General features: G+C 61.9%; 15 protein-coding genes and 1 pseudogene. 5 read left to right on the top strand and 11 right to left on the bottom strand.

Annotation, left to right across the window (positions count from 1 at the left end; translation table 11 throughout):
- Positions 1-33: 33 nt before the first annotated feature.
- The 5 genes from OIU37_RS07835 to trxB all read right to left on the bottom strand — a co-directional run bounded on the left by OIU37_RS07835 (position 34) and on the right by trxB (position 5,093).
- Positions 34-1,158, bottom strand: coding sequence for an alkene reductase (locus tag OIU37_RS07835; RefSeq protein ID WP_171604164.1), 1,125 nt, complete (start codon positions 1,156-1,158; stop codon positions 34-36).
- A gap of 25 nt (positions 1,159-1,183) precedes the next feature.
- Positions 1,184-2,350 (bottom strand): MFS transporter, encoded by a 1,167-nt coding sequence (locus OIU37_RS07830; protein WP_264257024.1) that lies wholly within the window; start codon positions 2,348-2,350, stop codon positions 1,184-1,186.
- Position 2,351: 1 nt separating this feature from the next.
- On the bottom strand, positions 2,352-2,645 hold the full coding sequence (locus OIU37_RS07825; protein ID WP_180694499.1) for a helix-turn-helix transcriptional regulator: 294 nt from the start codon (positions 2,643-2,645) through the stop codon (positions 2,352-2,354).
- Between the two features lie 554 nt (positions 2,646-3,199).
- Complete coding sequence (locus tag OIU37_RS07820; RefSeq protein WP_018446649.1) at positions 3,200-4,096, bottom strand: LysR family transcriptional regulator VtlR; 897 nt, start codon at positions 4,094-4,096, stop codon at positions 3,200-3,202.
- Positions 4,097-4,118: 22 nt separating this feature from the next.
- Positions 4,119-5,093 (bottom strand): thioredoxin-disulfide reductase, encoded by a 975-nt coding sequence (trxB, locus tag OIU37_RS07815; RefSeq protein ID WP_180694500.1) that lies wholly within the window; start codon positions 5,091-5,093, stop codon positions 4,119-4,121.
- Positions 5,094-5,324: 231 nt separating this feature from the next.
- Between trxB and OIU37_RS07810 the strand changes: the two genes are divergently transcribed.
- On the top strand, positions 5,325-5,792 hold the full coding sequence (locus OIU37_RS07810; protein ID WP_003541645.1) for an Lrp/AsnC family transcriptional regulator: 468 nt from the start codon (positions 5,325-5,327) through the stop codon (positions 5,790-5,792).
- A gap of 31 nt (positions 5,793-5,823) precedes the next feature.
- Here OIU37_RS07810 and OIU37_RS07805 read toward each other — a convergent pair whose 3' ends face one another.
- Positions 5,824-7,170, bottom strand: coding sequence for a sigma-54 dependent transcriptional regulator (locus OIU37_RS07805; protein ID WP_264257005.1), 1,347 nt, complete (start codon positions 7,168-7,170; stop codon positions 5,824-5,826).
- Between the two features lie 4 nt (positions 7,171-7,174).
- Complete coding sequence (locus tag OIU37_RS07800; RefSeq protein WP_264257004.1) at positions 7,175-9,043, bottom strand: ATP-binding protein; 1,869 nt, start codon at positions 9,041-9,043, stop codon at positions 7,175-7,177.
- 224 nt (positions 9,044-9,267) lie between these two features.
- On the opposite strand from OIU37_RS07800, the gene OIU37_RS07795 reads away from it, so the two are divergent.
- Positions 9,268-10,602, top strand: coding sequence for a dicarboxylate/amino acid:cation symporter (locus tag OIU37_RS07795; RefSeq protein WP_264257002.1), 1,335 nt, complete (start codon positions 9,268-9,270; stop codon positions 10,600-10,602).
- A 71-nt stretch (positions 10,603-10,673) separates the two neighbouring features.
- On the opposite strand, the gene OIU37_RS07790 is transcribed toward OIU37_RS07795, so the two are convergent.
- Positions 10,674-11,732: a glycosyltransferase family 4 protein gene (locus OIU37_RS07790; protein ID WP_171604161.1), complete on the bottom strand. Its 1,059-nt coding sequence runs from the start codon at positions 11,730-11,732 to the stop codon at positions 10,674-10,676.
- 27 nt (positions 11,733-11,759) lie between these two features.
- Complete coding sequence (gene greA, locus OIU37_RS07785) at positions 11,760-12,236, bottom strand: transcription elongation factor GreA (protein ID WP_012758398.1); 477 nt, start codon at positions 12,234-12,236, stop codon at positions 11,760-11,762.
- Positions 12,237-12,489: 253 nt separating this feature from the next.
- Here greA and OIU37_RS07780 point away from each other — a divergent pair, with 253 nt between their 5' ends.
- Complete coding sequence (locus OIU37_RS07780; protein WP_171604160.1) at positions 12,490-13,722, top strand: putative DNA modification/repair radical SAM protein; 1,233 nt, start codon at positions 12,490-12,492, stop codon at positions 13,720-13,722.
- Positions 13,722-15,176 (top strand): UdgX family uracil-DNA binding protein, encoded by a 1,455-nt coding sequence (locus OIU37_RS07775; protein ID WP_264256995.1) that lies wholly within the window; start codon positions 13,722-13,724, stop codon positions 15,174-15,176. The genes OIU37_RS07780 and OIU37_RS07775 overlap by 1 nt, the downstream gene beginning before the upstream one ends.
- Before the next feature lie 55 nt (positions 15,177-15,231).
- On the opposite strand, the gene carB is transcribed toward OIU37_RS07775, so the two are convergent.
- Positions 15,232-18,720: a carbamoyl-phosphate synthase large subunit gene (gene carB / locus OIU37_RS07770; RefSeq protein WP_182208792.1), complete on the bottom strand. Its 3,489-nt coding sequence runs from the start codon at positions 18,718-18,720 to the stop codon at positions 15,232-15,234.
- Between the two features lie 269 nt (positions 18,721-18,989).
- Positions 18,990-19,770, bottom strand: a pseudogene (locus OIU37_RS07765) (LytTR family DNA-binding domain-containing protein).
- A 47-nt stretch (positions 19,771-19,817) separates the two neighbouring features.
- On the opposite strand from OIU37_RS07765, the gene OIU37_RS07760 reads away from it, so the two are divergent.
- Positions 19,818-20,348, top strand: a complete 531-nt coding sequence (locus OIU37_RS07760; protein ID WP_180694509.1) for a DUF2306 domain-containing protein — start codon at positions 19,818-19,820, stop codon at positions 20,346-20,348.
- Positions 20,349-20,378 lie beyond the last annotated feature (30 nt).

Below are 20,378 nucleotides of genomic sequence, written 5' to 3'. Positions count from 1 at the left end.
TCGGCGGGATTTCGCGGTTCACATCCGAAAGGCTCAGGCGACCTTTTCGAGGATGGGATAGTCGATATAGCCCTTGGCGGTGCCGCCGTAGAAGGTCGACTGGTCGGGCGTGTTGAGCGGCAAATTGTGTTCCAGGCGCTCGACGAGATCGGGATTGGCGATGAAGGGTTTGCCGAAGGCGACGAGATCGGCGCGGCCGCTTTCGACGGCGTCGATCGCCAGATCGCGATCGTAGCCGTTGTTGACCATCCAGTCGGCCTTGCCGCCGGCCTTTTCATAGGTCTGGCACAGCGCCTTGTAATCGAAGGAGGGATTGTCGCCCTGCTTGTAGTCGCGGTCGCCGCCGGTCTGGCCTTCGATGACATGGATATAGGCGAGGTCGTATTTGGCCAATCCTTCGACGACATGGGCGAAGGTTGCCTGCGGATTGGAATCGTAGCTTTCGCCGGACGGCGTCACCGGCGAGATGCGGATCGCGGTGCGGCCCGCGCCGATTTCCTTGACCACGGCATCGACGACTTCGAAGGTCAGACGGGTGCGGTTTTCGATCGAGCCGCCATATTGGTCGGTGCGGTCGTTGATACCGTCGCGGATGAACTGGTCGAGCAGGTAGCCGTTGGCGCCGTGGATCTCCACACCGTCGAAGCCGGCGTCGATAGCGGCCCGGGCAGCCTTGCGGTAATCCTCGATGATGCCGGGGATTTCGGCGGTTTCGAGCGCGCGCGGCTCGGAGGTGTCGGCAAAGCTGCCGGTGCCGTCGGCATTGACCAGATAGGTCTTGGCCTTGGCGACGCGGTTGGTCGAGGAAACCGGCTTGCCGTCGTTCGGCTGCAGCGTCGTGTGCGAGATACGGCCGACATGCCACATCTGGACGACGATCTTGCCACCGGCTGCGTGAACTGCGTCGGTCACGCGCTTCCAGCCGTCGAGAGCCTCTTTGCTATAGAGACCAGGCACGTTGGCATAACCCTGGCCCTGATGGGTGATCGCGGTTGCTTCGGTGATGATCAGGCCGGCGGTAGCGCGCTGGCGGTAATATTCGACGTTGAGGTCGTTGGGGATTGCGCCCGGCGAGCGGTTGCGGGTGAGCGGCGCCATGACGATGCGGTTCTTGACTGAAATGTCGCCGACTTTCGTGGGTTCGAAAAGCTTGGCCATGATGGTCCTTTCTTTTGCGGGAGGATCACTCGGCAGGGGCAAGGGCGGCCCGGCCCCTGGCGGAGAGATAGGTGAGCGCCGTCGCGCCGAGGCCGATCAGGGCCATCAAGGCCGCGGCGAGCGGAACGCGGGTGAGATCGAAGCCGGCGTCGATGACCAGGCCGCCCACCCAGGCGCCGAACGCATTGCCGGTATTGAAGGCACCGATGTTGATCGTCGAGACGAGGTTCGGTGCGTCCTTGCCGAAGCCGACGACGCCGACCTGAAGCGCCGGCACGGCGGCAAAGCTTGCCATAGCCCAAAGGAAGAGGGTGAGTTCAGCCGGGATGAAGAAGCGGCTCGTATAGCTGAAGGCGATCGAAGTGATGGCGATCGCGGCGAAGACGCCGGCAAGCGTTGCGCCGAGCCGCCAGTCGGCAAGCTTGCCGCCGACGAGGTTGCCGATGGTCAGCCCGAGGCCGATCAGGAACAGCGTCCAGGTGACGCCTTCCGGCGACACGCCGGTGACGTCGCGCAGCAGCGGCGCGATATAGGTGAAGAGGGCGAACATCGAGGCGGCGAAGAAGACGGTGGTGGAGAGCGCCAGCCACAGGCCGCTATTCCTGAGTGCCGCGATCTCGCGCAGGATACTGCCGTTTTCTTGTTGCTTGTCCCTGGGCAGGATGGCGATCAGGCCGAGAATGGTGACGATACCGATGACGGTGACGACGCCGAAGGTGGCGCGCCAGCCATAGGCCTGGCCGATCGCCGTGCCGAGCGGCACGCCAAGAACATTGGCGAGCGTCAGGCCGGTAAACATCAGCGCGACGGCGCGGGCCTTGCGGTCTTCGGCAACGAGGCCAGCGGCGACCACCGAGCCGATGCCGAAGAAGGCGCCGTGGCAGAGTGCTGTCACGACACGGGCGATCATCAGCACCCAGTAGTCGCTCGCCAGTGCGCAGAGCAGGTTGCCGGCGATGAAGAAGGCCATCAGCGCAATCAGGGCGGTGCGGCGCTTCAGTTTCGCAGTCGAAATCGCCATCACAGGGGCGCCGATCGCGACCGCCAGGGCATAACCGGTCACCAGCCATCCGGCCTGCGGGATGCTGACCGAGAGATCGGCCGCGACCTCCGGCAACAGACCCATGATGACGAATTCGGTGGTGCCTATCGCAAACGAGCTCAAGGCAAGAACGAGGAGGGCGAGGGGCATTCTAAAGATCCTGCGTCAGTTGCTTGAGGAAGGCGGCGATGGTTTCTTCGTTGCGCTTGTAAAAGATCCACTGGCCGACGCGTTTGGTGGTGACGAGGCCGGCGCGATGCAGCGTGCCGAGGTGGGCCGAGACCGTCGACTGCGACAGGCCGCAGCGCTCGAACTGGCTGGCGCAGACGCCCATTTCGAAAGGATGCTCCTGCGAGGGGAAATGCTTCTCGGGATTTTTCAGCCAGTTCAGAATGTCCATCCGGGTGGGATGGGCGAGCGCCTTGATAATTTCGTCTTTGTCCATCGTCTTTCGCCGAACTGTAAATCGTCTCTGGACGATATATCGATCGTCAGACTTCGATATGCAAATCACGGAGGCGTGAGGCGATGGATTTTATTGAATGAACAAATTTTGGGCAAAAAAAGAGGGCCACCGGAAAACCAGGGCCCTTATAATTGTGAAGGTCAAAAAACCTCCAGAGGGGAACAGCTAATGCGGTGGTACTGGGAGAGAAACCACAAGATGCATCAGCTGAGAGGGATATGGTGCTTCCTTGAGCAGGTTTCAATGCTTTTTTGTGCATGTCTGCTATGCGCCGCACAATTTTTTTGCGGTGCGGCATTTCGCTGAGGAAGAAAGGCAAAAAAAGAGGGCCACTGGAAAACCAGGGCCCTTATAAGTGTGAAGGTCAAAAACCTCCAGAGGGGAACAGCTAATGCGGTGGAACTGGGAGGAAAAGCCACCATGTGCATCAGCTATGTGCGATATGGTGGTTTAATGGGCAAACGGCAACCCTCATTTGTGCATGCCAGTCATGCGTGTTCTGCATAGTCGGCAATTCATCAATAAAACCAGGCTCAAAAGTTCCAGTTTCTGGCCTTGCTGACGATGAAATCGCGGAAGGCTTTCAGCTTGGCGGCGTTCTTGATCTCGTCGGGATAGCAGAAATAGGTGTCGAAGGAAGGGACGTCGGCATTGATCGCCAGCTGAATCAGGCCGGGGTCGCGGCCGACGATGTAATCCGGCAGGCAGGCGACGCCGATGCCGAGCAGGGCGGCGCGCTTGATCGAGGTCTGGCTGTTGATCTGCAGATGCGGGATGCGCTTGTTATCGGACGAGCGGCCGGCGACTTCCAGCCAGTTGACATCGAGCAGGTAACTCGGCGCCGGTTCGCCGAAGGTGATGATGCGGTGATTGTCGAGATCCTCGACCTTTTGCGGCTCGCCGTGACGGTTGATGTAGGACGGGGCCGCATAGACGTGCATGTGCACAGTGAAGAGCTTGCGCTGGATGAGGTCGGATTGCTGCGGCTGGCGCAGGCGGATGGCGCAGTCGGCATGGCGCATGTTCACATCCACTTCCTCATTGTCGAGGATCAGCTGGATCTGCACATCGGGATAGAGCTGAAGGAATTCCTGGATCTTGTCGGTCAGCCAGCCCTGGCCGAGGCCGACGGTCGTCGTGACGCGCAGCTTGCCGGATGGCGTCTCGGTCGTCTCGGTGAGCTGCATCTTCACGGTTTCGAGCTTCAGCAGCACGTCATGGGCGGTGCGGTAAAGCAGTTCGCCCTGTTCCGTCAGAATCAGGCCACGGGCATGGCGGTGAAACAGCTTGGTGCCGACATCCTGCTCCAGCGCGCTGACCTGGCGGCTGATGGCGGATTGGGACAGATGCAGTTTATCCGCCGCATGCGTGAACGAACCCGCCTCGGCAGCTGCGTGAAAAATACGCAGCTTGTCCCAATCCAATGGCATTCCCCCACCCCTCATGCCGATCTTACTCCGCGGCCACGGCGACGGGCATGTGGCCCGTCAGATATCGCTCGGCTTCAAGTGCTGCCATGCACCCCAGGCCGGCGGCAGTGATCGCCTGGCGGAACGTATCATCCGTCACGTCGCCCGCGGCATAGACGCCGTCCAGGCTGGTCGCAGTCGAATCCGGCGCGGTCCAGAGATAACCATTGTCCTTCAGCTTCAGCTTGTCCTTGAAGAGCTCGGTTGCCGGCGCATGGCCGATGGCGACGAAGACGCCATCGATCACCATGTCGGTGATCGCACCGGTGCGGGTGTCGCGCAGGCGCGCGCCGGTTACGGATTGCGGCATCGGCGGCTTGGCCGGAGTGCCGGTAATCTCGGCCACTTCGGTATTCCACAGAACCTTGACATTATCCTTGGAGAACAGGCGTTCCTGCAGGATCTTCTCGGCGCGGAAGAAGTCGCGGCGGTGCACTACTGTCACCGACTTGGCGATGTTGGAGAGATAAAGCGCTTCCTCAACGGCGCTGTTGCCGCCGCCGACCACGATCACATCCTTATTGCGATAGAAGAAACCGTCGCAAGTGGCGCAGGCCGAAACGCCGAAGCCCTGGAAATGCTGCTCGCTCTCAATGCCGAGCCACTTGGCCTTGGCGCCGGTGGCGATGATCAGCGTATCGGCGGTCCAGACCTGGCCGCTGTCGGTGCGGGCGACGAAGGGGCGCTGGTTCATGTCGACTTCGGTCACGAGGTCGTTGACGATCTCGGCGCCGACATGTTTGGCCTGCTGCAACATCTGCTCCATCAGCCAGGGACCCTGGATCGGATCGGCAAAGCCCGGATAGTTCTCGACATCGGTGGTGATCATCAACTGGCCGCCCTGTTCGAGACCGGCGATCAAAACCGGTTTCAGCATGGCGCGCGCGGCATAGACCGCGGCGGTGTAGCCTGCGGGTCCGGAACCGATGATGAGCACCTTGGTATGGCGGGCGGGCATGTCATTTCCTTTCGACTGGCAGGAGGGGCGGCGGCTAGATAGCGATTGCGGCCGTTTCGCGTCCTTGCGCCATTTATGAACGTCCAATGCTTTTATTCAAGGGCAGCCTTGCGTTACCAACAAGGCAAATCGCCCGGATGTGCAAGAATCCGTCATCGGCGTGAAACTTTCTTGCGTATTCCGCGACTTTATATAGAAGCTCCCCGCGGAGAATTAAAGAAAGGCAATGATGTGGGTCGTGCGGAACTCGACGTCATCGACATAAAGATACTCCGGGAGCTGCAGGCAGATGGCCGCATGACCAATGTGGAGCTTGCCGATCGCGTCGGCATCTCGGCGCCGCCTTGCCTGCGCCGGGTGCGCAAGCTCGAGGAAGCGGGCATCATCGAGGGCTACCACGCGATGCTGAACAGCCCGAAGCTCGGCTTCGACCTCGTCGCTTTCTGCATGGTCGGCCTCAAGCATCAGTCGGAAGGCAATCTCAAGGCCTTTGCCGCCGCCACCGCGGAATGGCCTCTGGTGCGCCAGGCCTGGATGGTCTCCGGCGACAGCGATTTCCTGCTGCATTGCGTGGCGGAAAACCTCACCCGCTTCCAGGATTTCGTCATCGAGGTGCTGACGGCGAACGAACATGTCGATACCGTGCGCACCATGCTGACGATCCGGCAGGTGAAGAAGCTGGGACTGGTGGAAGTCTAGAGCCACTCGGCGGATAGACCGTCATCGCCGATTACTTGCGCGATATATAGCCGCCCCGGTTGATGCCGTGGCGCTGGAGTTTGTCGTAGAACGTCTTTCTCGGAATGCCGAGCGCCTCGATGGTGCGGCGCACGTCGCCGTCATTTGCCGACAGTGTGTCGCGGATGATCTCCGCCTCGTAGCGTTCCAATCGTTCGGGAAGCGTAGCGCCCGTTGGCTGCACAGGGACCGCTGCCGCTCCGCCGCCTTCGACGCCAAGCACCACGCGTTCGGCATAATGCGAGAGTTCGCGGACATTGCCCGGCCATGTGTGCGAGGCGAGATGCCGCCGTACATCCGGTGAAAGCGGCGGGGCATCGCGACGGAAGCGCTCCGCGGCGCGGGCAGTGAAGTGGGAAAACAGCAGCGGAATATCGTCGCGGCGTTCTCTCAGCGGCGGAATGGAGATCGTCACGACATTGAGCCTGTAATAGAGATCCTCGCGAAAATCGCCGCGCACCGAGGGATCCCCAAGGTCGATCTTGGCAGCCGCGACGACTCGAAGATCGATCGGGCGCACCTCATTGGTGCCGAGCGGCGTGATCTCGCGCATCTCCAGCACCCTCAGCATCTTGACTTGGGTGGCGGCCGGCATGCTTTCGATCTCGTCGAGGAAAAGCGTGCCGCCGCTTGCATGTTCGATGCGGCCCGTGCGGCGCTTCTGGGCACCGGTGAAGGCGCCGGCCTCGTGGCCGAACAACTCGCTTTCAATGACGGTTTCGGGCAGGGCGCCACAGTTCAACGCCACGAAATTGCCCTTCCGGCGGTGGCTCCACTGATGCAGGAGCTGGGCAACCACTTCCTTGCCGCTGCCCGTTTCGCCGGCGACGAGCACGTCCACATCGGTATCGGCAATATGCCGAAGAATGTTTCTGAGGTTTTCCATGACAGGCGTCTGGCCGATCAGCGGCAAATTCTCCTGCGCATCTTCGGCTGCCTTCCGCAGCATGCGGTTTTCCAGGACAAGCCGCCGCTTCTCGCTTGCGCGGCGCACGCTCTGGACGAGCCGATCGGCGGCGAAGGGTTTGGCGATGAAATCATAGGCGCCGTCCTGGATCGCCTGAACGGCCATCGGAATATCGCCGTGGCCGGTCATCAATATCACCGGCAGGTCGACATCCAAGCCCTGCAACGTGGCAAAGAGCTGCAGTCCGTCGATCTCCGGCATGCGGATATCGGTGACGACGGGGCCGGCAAAGTCCGCCGGCAGATCCGCCAGCGCGGCTTTCGCGCCGTCATAGGCGGAAACGGAAAAACCGGCGAGTTCGAGCGTCTGGGCGGTGGCGCGGCGCAGGTCCTTATCGTCGTCGATCAGCGCAACAGGGGTCGGCGTTTCCATGATCTCAAGCCTTCCTTAGCTGAACGATGAACCGGGTTCCGCCGGTGTCGCTTAAAACCTCCATCCGGCCGCCGTAGTCGCCGACGATATCCTTGGAGATCACCAGGCCGAGGCCGAGGCCGCTTTCCTTCGAGGTATTGAACGGCGTGAACAAGCCCTTGCGGATTTCCGGCGGGATGCCGGGACCGTTGTCGGCGACGGTCACCGTTACCATTCCTGCATCGGTGGATGTTCTGACCTCGACGCGACCTTCTCCGGCCTTCGGCGCCACCGCCTCCAGGGCGTTCTGAAGCAGATTGATGAGCACCTGCTCGAGACGGATCCGGTTCCCCATCACCTGCAGTTCGGCGGACGGCAGGTCGATGTCGAGCGTATCCATGCGACCGGAAAACCGGCTACGCAACAGCATCACCGCGCCCTCGATGACGTCCTTCAATCCGGTTGGTTCGGCGCTGCCGCGGCCTTTGCGGGCAAAGGTCTTCAGCTCCTCGGTGATCGAACCTATGCGCTCCGTGAGCGCCGCGATGCTCTCGAGATTTTCGCCGGCAGGCGCCGTCTGGCCGCGATCAAGGAAGGTGCGGGCGTTGTCCGCATAGGCACGGATGGTCGCCACCGGCTGGTTGATCTCATGGGCGACGCCGGCTGCCACCTGACCCAGGATGGCCAACCGGTTGGCCTGCACCAGATCCTGTTGCACCGCCTGCAGCTTCTGCTCCGTGCTCTTGTGGCCGATGATTTCAGCCTGCAGCCGATCGCGCGCCTGGCTGAGATCCAGCGTGCGCTCGCTCACACGCCGTTCCAATTCCTCCCGCGCTTGCTGCTCACTAGAGATCCGCAGGGCGATCGCATGGCGGCGGCGCAATAGGAAGGCTGCTCCGGCCAGCAGCGGCAAGAGTATGAGCAAGGCCAGCATGCGGGCTTCGCGAATTCCCGCATCGACGGATGGCCCGAGTGCCACGAGATGCTGCAACTGCCATCCAGTTGCGGGAACCGGCATTCCGACATCGAGAAACCTGGTTTTCCCGGCATCGCCAGGCATGACGATCTCAACGACATCAAGGCTGTTGCCGAGGTTCCTGATTGGGTCGAGCGGTAGAGGCTGAAGCGGCGCAGCGCCGAATTGAAGGCTTTCGCGGATCGCTGTCAGCCGGTCTTCGGCGATCCGGCCGATCGTCATGAACCGCCATGATGGAAGACTGGTGATGAGGACAATGCCGCGCTCGTCAACGACGTAGGACGGGGTGCCTGAGGCGTTCCAATCCGCCTCGACGTCGTCGAATTCGACCTTGACGACAACGACACCCAGCAGGCCATGGCTACCCGAAATCCGCTGGGAGATATAGAGACCTGGTTTCTTGCTGACCGTGCCGAGCGCGAAGTGCTCGGCCTGTCCTCGTTCGACCGCCCCCTGAAAATACTCCCGGAAGCGGTAGTCATTACCGACGAAGCTTGTCGGCTCGCGCCAGTTGCTGGCCGAAACCGCCATTCCGTCCTTGTCGATCACATAGATGACGGCGGCCTTCGTGCCCGCCGCCAGCATTTCCAGCTTCTGACTGAGCCGATCGAACGTGCCGGCATCGTTTCCCACCAGTGCCGCGGCGAGCGCGGTGTCCTGCGACAGCACGAAGGGAAGCGCCCGGTATTTTTCTAGGACCGTGCGCAGCAACGCCGCATTCAGCCTCGCATCCATGCGGGCCTGGTCCTCGAGGGCAGCCTCCGCCCGGTGCCGGCCGATCTCGCCGCTGGCCCACAGGCTTGCCACGACAGCGAGGAGGGCGAGCACGGCATAGGCCCACCACATCCGGCGGATGCGGTGCTGCAAGGGCAGGGTAGGCCACAGCTTTTGCGTCAAGGACATGGCGGATTTGTGCATTTTTCTGCACGAAGCGCAAATGGATTTGTGCGGATTTCCGCATTTCTTATTTAGCTCTCAGTAGCTCTGTAAATTTTTCATTAATAAATTCAATCTGTTGGCCGTCGGGGCAAAACTGGCACGGCGATTGCGAAGGAGGTGGCAACAACGGCTGAGCTGTTGGACTTGAAGCGAACGGCTCGGGAGGCCGGAGTTCGTTCCGGACGAGCCATTAGGAGGACATCATGATCGCAGCACCACTCGATGCAGTCGCAGACAGCAAGGGCAAGAAGCCCTTTTATACCCATCTTTACGTTCAGGTTCTCGCGGCTATCGCCGCGGGTATCCTGCTTGGCCATTTCTATCCCGAATTCGGCACCCAGCTGAAGCCGCTCGGCGATGCCTTCATCAAGCTCGTCAAGATGATCATTGCGCCGGTCATCTTTCTGACGGTTGCGACCGGCATTGCCGGCATGAGCGACCTGCAGAAGGTCGGCCGGGTCGCCGGCAAGGCGATGCTCTACTTCCTGACATTCTCGACATTGGCGCTCATCATTGGCCTGATCGTCGCCAATGTCGTCCAGCCCGGCGCCGGCATGAACATCGATCCTGCCTCGCTGGATCCGGCCGCCGTCGCCGGCTACGCCGCAAAGGCGCATGAGCAGAGCATCGTCGGTTTCCTGACCAACATCATCCCGACGACGATCGTCGGCGCTTTTGCCGATGGCGACATTCTGCAGGTACTGTTCTTCTCGGTGCTCTTCGGCATTGCGCTCGCCATGGTCGGCGAAAAGAGCCAACCGGTCGTCAACTTCCTCAATGCCCTGACTGCGCCCGTGTTCAAGCTCGTCGCCATCCTCATGAAGGCTGCGCCGATCGGCGCCTTCGGCGCCATGGCATTCACCATCGGCAAGTACGGGGTCGGATCGATCGCCAATCTCGCCATGCTGATCGGTACCTTTTACATCACCTCTCTGCTCTTTGTCCTCGTCGTTCTCGGCGCGGTCGCCCGCTACAACGGCTTCTCGATCGTGGCGCTGCTGCGCTACATCAAGGAAGAACTGCTGCTGGTCCTCGGCACCTCGTCTTCGGAGGCCGCCCTTCCGGGGCTGATGAACAAGATGGAAAAGGCCGGCTGCAAGCGCTCGGTCGTCGGCCTCGTCATCCCGACAGGCTATTCCTTCAACCTCGACGGCACCAACATCTACATGACGCTCGCAGCGCTCTTCATTGCCCAGGCAACCGGCATTCAACTTTCCTGGGGTGATCAGATCCTGCTGCTGCTGGTGGCGATGCTGAGCTCCAAGGGTGCTGCAGGCATCACCGGCGCCGGCTTCATCACGCTTGCCGCAACGCTCTCCGTCGTGCCCTCCGTGCCGGTCGCCGGCATGGCGCTTATCCTCGGCATCGACCGCTTCATGTCGGAATGCCGGGCGCTGACCAACCTCGTCGGCAATGCGGTGGCGACGATCGTCGTCGCACGTTGGGAAAACGAACTGGATACGGCGCAGCTCGCCGCGGCACTGGGCGGCCAGACCGGAGAGGATATTTCGGCTGCCGGGCTGCAGCCGGCCGAATAGTCAGCCGCTATTCCTTATCGTTAGAATCCCTGCAGCGGCCCGTTATCCAACGGGCCGTTTCTCTTTCTGCGTCAGCCGCGATTGTCGCCGAGAAGGCTGTTATAAACGGCGCCGATCGCGCTTGCTTCCTTCTCCAGCGCAAAATTCATCCTGACATGCCGTAGCGCATTCTCGCCATGGGCGAGCGCCAAAGCGGGATCGGCGATATAGGGCGCGATTGCCCGCGTCAGCGCCTCGCCATCGCCGGCGGCGACGACCGAGCCCGTCTCGCCCGTGACGATGAGCTCGGCATAGGCGCCGGCGTCCGATGCCACCACCGCGGTGCGCGAGGCCATGGCTTCGAGCGGCGTCAGGCCGAAACCCTCGTTGCGGGAAGGGGCGACGTAAAGCGTCAGGCGGCGATACCAGACCTTGATGTCCGGCACTTCGCCGAGGAAGAGGATACGGTCGCTGAGCCGGGCGGCCGCGACATCCGCCTTGAGTTTGTCGCCAAATGCCATGTGTTCGGCCGTCACCCGGCCGGAGACGATCGCCGTCCAGTCGGGATGCTGTGGCAGCAGTTCGATCATCGTCCTGACGAAAAGATCGGTGCCCTTCTGATGGCGCACACGGCCGAAGCAGCCGACGAGATGGCGGCCCGGCAGGCCGGTGGCGGCGATGCCGTCCTCCGCCGTTTCCGGCGGATGGAACAAGGCAAGATCGACGCCGTGCTGGATCACCGTGTGCGGCACCTCGAGGAACGAGCCTGATCGATCGCTGGTCGCGATGATAGCGTCCATGCGGCGGATCAGCCATTTCGTATAGGCGGTGTGCCTGCGTTGCGCGGCCGAGGTGAAGAGAAGCTTCAGCGGCATCCGCAACAGATGGCGCAGCAGGATGCCGACGGCCATCTCGTTGTTGCGGCGAGCGTGCCAGACACGCTGGCGCCGGCGCGCCGGCGGGCGCCAGAGGCCGAGGAGTTGCCGTCCCTTAAGTTTCGGCAGGTCCTCCGGCAGGCCGGGGCCGAGTGTCGCGATCTTGATGCCGAGCCGGATCTGGCATGGGATGAGCTGGACGATAGTCGACGTGACGCCGGAGAGCCGGCGCTTGAAATTGGGCGCAATGATCTCGACGTCACGGATATCGGGCAAGGGAGGGGTCTCGCGGCTCGCGGGCGATCAGCCCCAGGAAACCTGGAGGATTTCGTAGGCCTTGGAGCCGCCCGGCGCATTGACCTCGATGGAATCGCCGACTTCCTTGCCGATCAGAGCACGGGCGATCGGCGAGGAGATGGAGATGCGGCCGGCCTTGACGTCGGCTTCCTGGTCGCCGACGATCTGGTAGGTCTTTTCTTCATCGGTGTCCTCGTCGATGAGTTTCACCTTGGCGCCGAACTTGATCTTGTCGCCCGACATCTTGGTGAGGTCGATGACCTCGGCGCGCGCCGTCAGGTCTTCCAGCTCGCTGATGCGGCCTTCATTGTGACTCTGGGCTTCCTTGGCGGCGTGGTATTCGGCGTTTTCGGAAAGGTCGCCATGGGCACGGGCTTCGGCGATCGCCTCGATGATTCGAGGGCGCTCCTCCTGCTGACGCCAGCGCAGTTCTTCCTGCAGCTTGACGAAACCGCCCGGTGTCATCGGTACCTTTTCAACCATTTTTCTGTCCTTCAATCCTCGTATCCGCACAACCAGCGGCGAACACAAAAGAAAACAGGTCCCGAAGGGGAGCTTCGGAACCGTGCCACAATCTTAGTCGGACGCTTATAGCAGATCGCCAAGGCCGATTTCCAGAAAATTCGCATGAAAGAAACGCGGCGCGCCCCAACATCAGGTGATGTGGCTTGAAAATGGGCAGAAATCGCATGGTCCTGATTGACTCTCTGCATGGGAACATATAGTGAACATACTAATGAAGAAGTCGCTTACAGAACGCCTGGCCATCCTTTCCGATGCCGCGAAATATGACGCTTCCTGCGCTTCCAGCGGCACGGTGAAACGTGATTCCCGGGCAAGCGGCGGGCTCGGTTCGACCGAGGGATCCGGCATCTGTCATGCCTATGCCCCGGACGGGCGGTGCATTTCGCTTCTGAAGATACTGCTGACCAATTTCTGCATCTACGACTGCGCCTATTGCGTCAATCGCTCGTCGAGCAATGTCGAACGGGCGCGCTTTACGCCCGAGGAGGTCATCTGGCTGACGCTGGAATTCTATCGCCGCAACTATATCGAAGGCCTGTTCCTTTCCTCCGGCATTATTCGTTCGTCAGATTACACGATGGAAGAGATGGTCCGCATCGTCCGCGAACTGCGTGTGACCCACAATTTCCGCGGATATATCCATCTGAAATCGATCCCCGAGGCGTCGCCGCGTCTGATCGAGGAGGCGGGGCTTCATGCAGACAGGCTGTCGCTCAATATCGAGTTGCCGACGGATAACGGCATCACCCGCTTCGCGCCGGAAAAGAAGCCTGCCAATATTCGGCGTTCGATGGGGGATCTGAGGCTGAAGATCGAGGCCGCCGGCGAACCGACGCTGCGGACGAAGAAGCGTCAGCGTTTCGTGCCGGCCGGCCAGAGCACGCAGATGATCGTCGGCGCCGATGGCGCGAACGATGCGACGATCCTTGCGACCAGCGGCCGGCTTTACAGCAGCTACGGGCTGAAGCGCGTCTATTATTCCGCCTTCAGCCCGATTCCGGACTCGTCGAAAAATCTGCCGCTGATCAAACCGCCGCTGATGCGGGAACACCGGCTCTATCAGGCCGATTGGCTCTATCGATTTTACGGTTTCGGCATAGACGAGATCACCGCGAACCAGGCGGGAGGCATGCTCGATCTCAGCCTCGATCCCAAACTTGCCTGGGCGCTCGCCAACCGGGCCGAATTTCCCGTCGATATCAACAGGGCCGAGCGCGAGCGGTTGCTGCGTGTGCCCGGTCTCGGCACCAAGACAGTCAAAGCGATCGTTTCGGCACGGCGTTTTCGCCGGTTGCGGCTCGACGATCTCCAGCGGCTCGGCGTTTCGATCAAGAAGGTTCAGTCCTTCATCTCGGCGGAAGGCTGGTCGCCGCGCCGATTGATCGAGCGCCCCGACCTTCGCGCCATGTTCGAACCGCAACCCGAACAGTTGTCGTTGCTGTGATGCGTCGGGTCGTGCTTGCAGGACGCGGGGAGCTTGCCGAATGGCGCGACGCCGCGCGCGCTTTCGCGGCCGCGGGCATCCTGCCGGAAGAGATAGATTGGCGCGAAAAAAGCGAGGAGGCGGACCTTGCGTTTCAGCGCGACGCCATGCCGCCGGCGCCCGTCATGGCACGCAAGCCGATGACGGTGCCGCCCGCCTTCATCGAACTCGCAGAGACAGTTCTCTGTCATTCCGACCCGGCGCGTTTTTCCCTGCTTTACCGTCTGCTCTGGCGGCTGCAACTGGACCGGCAACTGCTTGAAGTGGCCTCCGACGAGGACGTCGCCTGTGCCAGGCTGATGGCGAAAAACGTTCGGCGCGACGCGCACAAGATGACGGCCTTCGTCCGCTTCAAGGAGGTTGGTGCGGTGTCGGCAGGCCGTCGAAAATTCCTCGCCTGGTTCGAGCCGGATCACCATATCGTCAGGCGAACAGCGCCCTTCTTCCAACGGCGCTTCACCGACATGGACTGGCTGATCGCCACGCCCAAGGGATCGGCCGCCTGGGACGGAGAGCGGCTGACGATGAGCGACGCGCCGTGCGAAAAACCCAATCTCACCGATGCTACCGATGACCTCTGGCGCACCTACTACGCCAGCATTTTCAATCCGGCGCGGTTGAAGCTGAAGGCGATGCAGGCGGAGATGCCGAAAAAATACTGGAAGAACCTGCCGGAAGCCGATCTCATCCCTGGGCTGATCGCATCGGCGGAGAGCAAGGTGCGGGCCATGGCTGCAGGGGAGGCGACCCAGTCGTTGCCCTTTCACGATCGCCTGCAGGAAGCCGCGCGCAGCATTCCAGTTGAACCTGAAGCGCCGGCGGGCACGCTGGAAGCACTGGGCGCGGAAGCTGCCGGCTGCACCCGCTGTCCGCTTCATGCGAAGGCGACGCAAACCGTATTCGGGGAGGGGCCGCGCGATGCAGAGGTGATGTTCGTCGGCGAGCAGCCAGGCGACCAGGAGGATATATCAGGGCGCCCCTTCGTCGGTCCCGCCGGCAGGCTGCTGGACCAGGTGATCGCTGAAGCGGGCATCGACCGCTCAACGCTTTACGTCACCAATGCCGTCAAGCATTTCAAATATGAGCCGCGCGGCAAGCGTCGCATCCATCAGAAGCCCAATATGGGGGAGGTGAAGCATTGCCGCTGGTGGCTCAATCTGGAGATGGCACTGATCAAGCCGAAGCTGATCGTTGCCATGGGGGCGACAGCGCTCGCGGCGCTGACCGATACGAAACAGCGGCTGCAGGATGTCAGGGGGAAAGCGATCGCGATCGACGAGAAGCGAACGCTCTTTGTGACAGTGCATCCGTCCTATCTGTTGCGTATTCCCGACGAGCGGCTGAAAGCGGAAGAACTGGCGCGATTTCGCGAAGATATGCTGAAAATTCAGCGCCTTATGCTGGCAGCTGCATAAACTGATTCCGAAGCCTCTGGCGCCATCGCTGATCGAGCGATGGCGCTGCCCTATCTCAGGCGAAGTAGCTCTGCAGCGGCCGCACTTCCAGATTGCCGGCCTTCAGCGCTTTGATCGCCTGGGCGGCGGCCTCGGCGCCTGCCATCGTCGTGTAATAGGGCACCTTCTGCATCAGCGTCGCACGGCGTAGCGACTTGGAGTCCGAGATCGCCTTGTTGCCATCGGTTGTGTTGATGACGAGCTGGACCTGGCGATTGCGGATCGCGTCCTCGATGTGCGGACGGCCTTCCAGCACCTTGTTGATCTTGGTGGCGGTGATACCGTTTTCGGCGAGGAAGCGGGCGGTGCCGCCGGTCGCCAGCACTTTGAAGCCCTGCTCGACGAGGATGCGGATCGCCGGCAGCACGCGCGGCTTGTCCGCGTCGCGGACGGAGACGAAGACCGTCCCATCCCGCGGCAGCTCGACGCCGGCGCCGAGCTGCGACTTGGCGAAGGCTAGCGCAAAATCGGTATCGAGGCCGATGACTTCACCCGTCGAGCGCATTTCCGGGCCGAGCAGCGTGTCGACGCCGGGGAAACGGGCGAAGGGGAAAACGGCTTCCTTGACGGCGATGTGCTTCAGCTTGCGCGGATCGGGCTTTTCGCCGTAGGCGGCGAAGGTCGCGTCGAGTTTTTCGCCGGCCATGACGCGGGCGGCGATCTTGGCAATCGGCGCGCCGATGGTCTTGGCGACGAAGGGCACGGTGCGCGAGGCGCGCGGATTGACTTCGAGAACGTAGACGGTGCCGTCCTTGATGGCGAACTGGACGTTCATCAGGCCGCCGACATTGAGCGCCTTGGCCATGGCTTTCGCCTGGCGTTCCAGCTCGTCGAGCATCTCGTTGGAGAGCGTGCGCGGCGGCAGCGAGCAGGCGCTGTCGCCGGAATGGATGCCGGCCTCCTCGATATGCTCCATGATGCCGGCGACATAGACGTCGGTGCCGTCCGAGAGGCAGTCGACGTCGACTTCGATGGCGTGGCTAAGATAGCTGTCGAAGAGCAGCGGGTTCTTGCCGAGCAGGGTGTTGATCTGACCGGTCTTGTCGTTGGGATAACGCTGCTTGATATCCTCCGGCACCAGTTCGGGCACGGTATCGAGCAGGTAGCTCTGCAGCTGGCCTTCCGAATGCAGGATCTGCATGGCGCGGCCGCCAAGCACGTAAGAGGGGCGAACGACCAGCGGGAAGCCGATTTCGGTGGCGACCATGCGGGCCTGCTCGACCGAATAGGCGATGCCGTTGTTCGGCTGGTTGAGGTCGAGCTTCATCAACAGCTTCTGGAAGCGGTCGCGGTCCTCGGCAAGGTCGATCATATCAGGCGCGGTGCCGAGGATCGGGATGCCGTTCTTTTCCAGCGCCTCGGCAAGCTTCAGCGGCGTCTGGCCGCCGAACTGGACGATGACGCCGACGACTTCACCCTTTTCCTGTTCTGCCCGCAGGATCTCGATCACGTCCTCGGCCGTCAGCGGCTCGAAATAGAGGCGGTCCGACGTATCGTAGTCGGTCGAAACGGTTTCCGGGTTGCAGTTGATCATGATAGCTTCATAACCCGCATCCTTCAGCGCGAAGGCGGCATGGCAGCAGCAATAGTCGAACTCGATGCCCTGGCCGATGCGGTTCGGACCGCCGCCGAGGATGACGACCTTCTTGCGGTCGGACACTTCAGCCTCGGAGCGGGCGGCGCCGACAAAAGGCGTCTCATAGGTCGAATACATATAGGCGGTCGGCGAGGCGAACTCGGCCGCACAGGTATCGATGCGCTTGAAGACGGGGCGGACGTTCAGGCTGTTGCGGAATTCGGCGACTTCCTTCGGGCGCTTGCCGGTCAGTGTCGCCAGGCGCGCGTCGGAAAAGCCCATGGCCTTCAACATGCGCAGGTTGGCGGCATCATCCGGCAGGCCGTGCTCGCGGACCCGGGCTTCCATCTCGACGATCGCCTTCAGCTCGGCGATGAACCAGGGGTCGATCTTGCAGCCTTCGTGGACTTCGGCTTCGCTCATGCCCTGGCGCAGCGCCTGGGCGACCATGCGCAGGCGATCGGGCGTCGGTGTGCCGATTGCAGCGCGGATGGCGTTCTGGCTGGATTCGCCCTCTTCAAAGCCGGGGATCTCGATTTCGTCGAGGCCGGTCAGGCCGGTTTCCAAGCCGCGCAGCGCCTTCTGCAGCGATTCGGCGAAGGTGCGGCCGATCGCCATGACTTCGCCGACCGACTTCATCGCTGTCGTCAGAACCGGCGAAGCGCCGGGGAATTTCTCGAAGGCGAAACGCGGGATCTTGGTGACGACGTAGTCGATCGACGGTTCGAAGGAGGCAGGCGTTGCGCCGCCGGTGATGTCGTTATCCAGTTCGTCGAGCGTATAGCCGATCGCCAGCTTGGCGGCGATCTTGGCGATCGGGAAGCCGGTGGCTTTCGAGGCGAGCGCAGACGAGCGCGACACGCGCGGGTTCATTTCGATGACGACGAGACGGCCGTCTTTGGGATTGACGGCGAACTGGACGTTCGAGCCACCGGTCTCGACCCCGATCTCGCGCAGCACCGCGATCGAGGCGTTGCGCATGATCTGGTATTCCTTGTCGGTCAGCGTCAGCGCCGGGGCGACGGTGATCGAATCGCCGGTATGGACGCCCATCGGATCGATGTTCTCGATCGAGCAGATGATGATGCAGTTGTCCGCCTTATCGCGGACGACCTCCATTTCATATTCCTTCCAGCCGAGCACCGATTCCTCGACCAGCACTTCGGTGGTCGGCGATGCGTCGAGGCCGCCGCCGACGATCTCGAAAAATTCCGAGCGGTTGTAGGCGATGCCGCCGCCGGTGCCGCCGAGCGTGAAGGAAGGACGGATGATGGCGGGCAGGCCGACATGATCGATCGCCTGGGCGGCAATTGCCATGGCATGGCTCATGTAACGCTGCTTGCGGTCGCTCTCGCCGAGATTCCACTGGTTTTCCAGCTCGTCCAGCGCCTTGTCGAGGTCGGATCCCGAGAGGCTTTCACGCAGCTTGACGCGTTCGGCCTCGTGCGTCTTGCGGTCGAGGTCCTTGATGTCGGTGGCGTTCGCCAGCATCGAGCGCGGCGTTTCCAGCCCGATGCGGGCCATCGCCTCGCGGAACAGCGCGCGGTCTTCGGCCATGTCGATGGCGGCGGGCTTGGCGCCGATCATCTCGACATTGTAGCGGTCGAGCACGCCCATGCGCTTCAGCGAAAGCGCAGTGTTCAGCGCCGTCTGGCCGCCCATGGTCGGCAGCAACGCATCCGGGCGTTCCTTGGCGATGATCTTGGCGACGACCTCGGGGGTGATCGGCTCGACATAGGTGGCGTCGGCAAGGCCCGGATCGGTCATGATCGTCGCCGGGTTGGAGTTGACGAGGATGACGCGGTAGCCTTCCTCCTTCAGCGCCTTGCAGGCCTGGGTGCCGGAATAATCGAACTCGCAAGCCTGGCCGATGACGATCGGTCCCGCGCCGATGATGAGGATCGATTTGATGTCTTGGCGCTTCGGCATGAGTGCTTCCGTTTTCTGGCTGCGCAGAAAGCCGGCCAGGGTGGGAGATCACCGGGTCGGGTCGCGCATGCTGGGTCTTTTCAGGCTAGAAGCGGCTTATAGGCAAATGTATTTGCAAACGGAACCCCATAAATCGCGGAATCGACAGGAATCCAACACGGCGCGAAAGGCTATTTCCCATCAGACACGACCGCCACCCAGATTTCGCCGTCGCCCTGCTTCCGGAAGAGCGAAAGCGGGAGTCCCGTCAAGCGCTTGGCGCCTCTTCTTTACGTGAAGCGGCGGCGCACATCCTCGGCATAGCTGCGGCTGACCGGGATTGCCGTGCCGTCGCGGGTGAGGATCAGCAGCCTGCCATTGTCGCGTTTCAGGCTTTCGACATGGGCGTCGGCCACCCAGTGCGAGCGATGGACGCGAAGGCCCGGCGTCGCGGCGGTTCCCTTCAGCGCATCGGCGAAACGCAAGAGCACCAGTTCGCGCCCGCGGCTGGTCACTACCTCGGTATAGTGGTCCCTGGACGGAGAGGCGCAGCAGCGAGCCACGATTCTCAGGCTTCAGCCGGTCGAGGATCGAGGCGCCGGGGCTGGGGGTTTCCTGAGGTGCTGCGGCTTCGGCGATTTTCTGGCTCATCGCCATATAGGTCAAAAGGCAGAAGAGGGCGCAGAGCGGCATCGCAAAAAGCGCGCGCTGCAGGCCGCTTTGCAGCGTCGTCGCTTCGCCGGTGAAGACATAGTCGACGAGGCCGATGGCAAAACCGATCGGCAGGGCGGCTATGAGCGAGCCCGCCATCATGCGGGCGAACATGGAAACGATCACCTCCCGCAGCAGTCTTTCGGCCGCGACTGCGCAGAGAATAGCGATCGCCCAGGCAAGGGCATGCAGGGTCAGCCAGTAGGCGAGGCGTTCGCCGAAGGCCATGCTTTCCATCGTGCCGTAGGGGCCGGTGACGGCAAAGAGCAGGACGATCGCGGCAAAGGTTCCCCCGAAGCGCCGGGAGTGGAGAAAGACCTGCAATTCGCGAAGCGTGGATTGCAAGAAGAGGTGAATCACGAAGTTTTCCTGCCGTTCGCGCGGTTCGGATTGACGCAGATGAAGTCTTGGCGGAAAGAAGGATTGAATTCAACCGGATGTCGCTCATGACCCTCGAACCGCTCCTCGGCGCCCCGCTCGCCGTTCAGATCCATGTCACTGCTGTTACGCCGGCGGCACTTCTGGGCGCCTATATCCTGCTGCGTCCCAAGGGCACGCCGCTGCACCGGCTGCTCGGCAGGATCTGGATGGTGCTGATGGTTGTCACGGCGATATCGAGTTTCTTCATTCATGAGCTCGATCTCTTCTACGGGTTCAGCCCGATCCATTTTCTGTCGATCGCAACGTTGTTCGGCAGCTGGAATGCGATCGCTGCGGCTCGTCGCGGCGATATCCGTCTGCACAAGCGCATCGTTGCCGGGCTTTATTTCGGCGGCATCGGCCTTGCCGGCCTGTTCACTTTCCTGCCTGGCCGGATCATGCATGCGGTCGTCTTCACCGGCGCGGAATGGCCAGCTGTCCTTGCTGCGGCGGTGATCGGCTCGATCCTGATCGCAATCGTGCTGCGTCGCCGACGCGGGCGCCTGATTGCCCGATGAAGTCGCTGGAATTCCGGCCGCCGACGGATA

The sequence above is a fragment of the Rhizobium sp. BT-226 genome, from assembly GCF_025847085.2.
Taxonomy (GTDB): domain Bacteria; phylum Pseudomonadota; class Alphaproteobacteria; order Rhizobiales; family Rhizobiaceae; genus Rhizobium; species Rhizobium sophorae.
The sequence above is the reverse complement of the archived record's forward strand: the minus strand, read 5'-3'. Positions and strand labels throughout refer to the sequence as shown.

Bases quoted from the DNA above. Each gene is read 5' to 3' on its own strand.
- OIU37_RS07835 (WP_171604164.1), bottom strand. From the start codon at position 1,158: ATGGCCAAGCTTTTCGAACCCACGAAAGTCGGCGACATTTCAGTCAAG.
- OIU37_RS07830 (WP_264257024.1), bottom strand. From the start codon at position 2,350: ATGCCCCTCGCCCTCCTCGTTCTTGCCTTGAGCTCGTTTGCGATAGGC.
- OIU37_RS07825 (WP_180694499.1), bottom strand. From the start codon at position 2,645: ATGGACAAAGACGAAATTATCAAGGCGCTCGCCCATCCCACCCGGATG.
- OIU37_RS07820 (WP_018446649.1), bottom strand. From the start codon at position 4,096: ATGCCATTGGATTGGGACAAGCTGCGTATTTTTCACGCAGCTGCCGAG.
- trxB (WP_180694500.1), bottom strand. From the start codon at position 5,093: ATGCCCGCCCGCCATACCAAGGTGCTCATCATCGGTTCCGGACCCGCA.
- OIU37_RS07805 (WP_264257005.1), bottom strand. From the start codon at position 7,170: ATGGAAACGCCGACCCCTGTTGCGCTGATCGACGACGATAAGGACCTG.
- OIU37_RS07800 (WP_264257004.1), bottom strand. From the start codon at position 9,043: ATGCACAAATCCGCCATGTCCTTGACGCAAAAGCTGTGGCCTACCCTG.
- OIU37_RS07795 (WP_264257002.1), top strand. From the start codon at position 9,268: ATGATCGCAGCACCACTCGATGCAGTCGCAGACAGCAAGGGCAAGAAG.
- greA (WP_012758398.1), bottom strand. From the start codon at position 12,236: ATGGTTGAAAAGGTACCGATGACACCGGGCGGTTTCGTCAAGCTGCAG.
- OIU37_RS07780 (WP_171604160.1), top strand. From the start codon at position 12,490: ATGAAGAAGTCGCTTACAGAACGCCTGGCCATCCTTTCCGATGCCGCG.
- OIU37_RS07775 (WP_264256995.1), top strand. From the start codon at position 13,722: ATGCGTCGGGTCGTGCTTGCAGGACGCGGGGAGCTTGCCGAATGGCGC.
- carB (WP_182208792.1), bottom strand. From the start codon at position 18,720: ATGCCGAAGCGCCAAGACATCAAATCGATCCTCATCATCGGCGCGGGA.